General features: G+C 39.2%; 2 protein-coding genes. Both read left to right on the forward strand.

Annotation, left to right across the window (positions count from 1 at the left end):
• The coding region (locus V5N63_RS11745; RefSeq protein WP_332034089.1) for a cation:proton antiporter domain-containing protein at positions 1–795 on the forward strand (795 nt) is incomplete at its 5' end.
• Between the two features lie 103 nt (positions 796–898).
• Positions 899–1,929 (forward strand): NAD(P)-dependent alcohol dehydrogenase (locus V5N63_RS11750; protein ID WP_332034090.1); only part of this gene is annotated, 1,031 nt, incomplete at its 3' end.

Here is a 1,929-nt window from a genome sequence, read left to right on the forward strand (position 1 = left end):
CTTCACAGCATAAATGTTTGGCAAAGTTTCAGTTTTTTACTCAACGGAATGGTATTTATGCTGATTGGGCTGGATCTTCCGCTAATTGTTTCCGGGCTTGGCGACACCAGCATTTATCAAGCAACGATGTATGGTGTTATAATCACCGTAGTTCTTATTATCATTAGAATGTTCGCCAGTTATGGAGCGGTTGTTTTTACTTTAATTATGCGAAATTTCATCAATGTTGCAGATAACGAGCATCCCGGTTGGAAAGTCCCAATCGTTCTCGGCTGGACCGGAATGCGCGGGGTGGTTTCGTTGGCAGCAGCACTTTCAATACCTGTGACTTTGGCGGACGGAAGCCCATTTCCTCACCGTAACCTCATCCTTTTCATCACTTTTGTAGTGATTTTACTTACTTTAGTTTTGCAAGGCTTAACACTGCCTCTTTTACTGAAAAAAGTAAAATTAAAAGATAAAGATTTCATTAAATCCGAAAAAGAAATCGACTATGAAATTCGAAGCGAATTAGCAAAAATTGCCGTTGAAAAAGTTAAGAAAGAGTATCCCGAAAAGTTGGAACAATTCCCAGCGCTCAAAGAGCAATTTCAAAGCTGGGAAAACAGAATTAACAGTTCCGAAATCATTATTAATTACCCCGAATACCAACAGATTTTTGCTGATATTTTGCAACATCAAAGAATGTGGCTTATCAATAAAAACCGAGAAGAACTCCTACTAGATGAGGAAATTGTACGAAAACATTTAAGACTGATTGATCTTCAGGAAGAGAGACTAAGTCTCGGGAAATAAATTTACTCCCAACGTTTTACTTTATAAAAGTTAAAACTTTAGGAAAAAATTATGACAACTCCATTTTTCTATTTTATAAATTTGAAGTCTTAAAAAAGTTTATATGAATACAACCTCTGTAAAAGCCTTCGGAACCGAAGCAAAAGATAAAGATTTGCAACTGATGCAAATTGAAAGAAGAGAAGTAACACCTACAGATATTGAAATCGATATCTTGTACTGCGGAGTTTGCCATAGCGACCTCCATACTGCAAGAAACGATTGGGGTGGAACTAAATATCCTTCTGTTCCGGGACACGAGATCATTGGCCGAATTACAAAAGTAGGTTCTGCAGTAACAAAATTCAAAGTAGGCGATTTAGCGGGTGTTGGCTGCCTGGTAGATTCTTGCCGAGAATGTGAGAGCTGCAAACAAAACCTGGAGCAATATTGTCTCAATGGCTCTACAGGAACTTACAACGGAAAAGATCCATTTTTGGGTGGTCATACTTTTGGAGGTTACTCCGAAAAAGTTGTGGTTGATGAAGCTTTTGGGCTACATATCCCGGAAAATTTAGATTTAAAAGCTGTTGCACCGCTACTTTGCGCTGGCGTTACTACGTGGTCTCCTCTGAAACATTGGAACGTGAAGGAAGGGAGTAAAGTTGCAGTAGTAGGATTAGGCGGATTGGGACACATGGCGATTAAACTTGCCAAAGGTCTGGGCGCCAATGTTACTTTATTTTCCAGAAGCCCCGACAAAATTCAGGATGCCCTGGATTTGGGAGCCGATGCTGTAGTAATTTCAACGTATGAAAATGAAATGAACGCCGTAAAAGGAAAGTTTGATTTAATTATTGATACTGTTCCTTACGACCACGATATTAATCCTTATATCAGCACCTTAAATATCAGTGGAACTCTTGTATTGGTAGGTTACATCGGAAAAATGGAAGATGCACTTTTCACTCCACCGATGATTGGTGGAAGAAGATCTGTAGCAGGTTCTGTGATCGGAGGAATCAAAGAAACCCAAGAAATGCTCGATTTCTGTGGCGAGAAAAATATCCTTCCGGAAATAGAAATGATCAATATGCAAAACATCAACGAAGCTTACGAAAGAATGCTGAAAAGCGATGTGCGCTATCGTTTTGT

Origin of the sequence: Kaistella sp., from assembly GCF_032060305.1 — a bacterium.
GTDB classification, from domain to species: domain Bacteria; phylum Bacteroidota; class Bacteroidia; order Flavobacteriales; family Weeksellaceae; genus Kaistella; species Kaistella yananensis.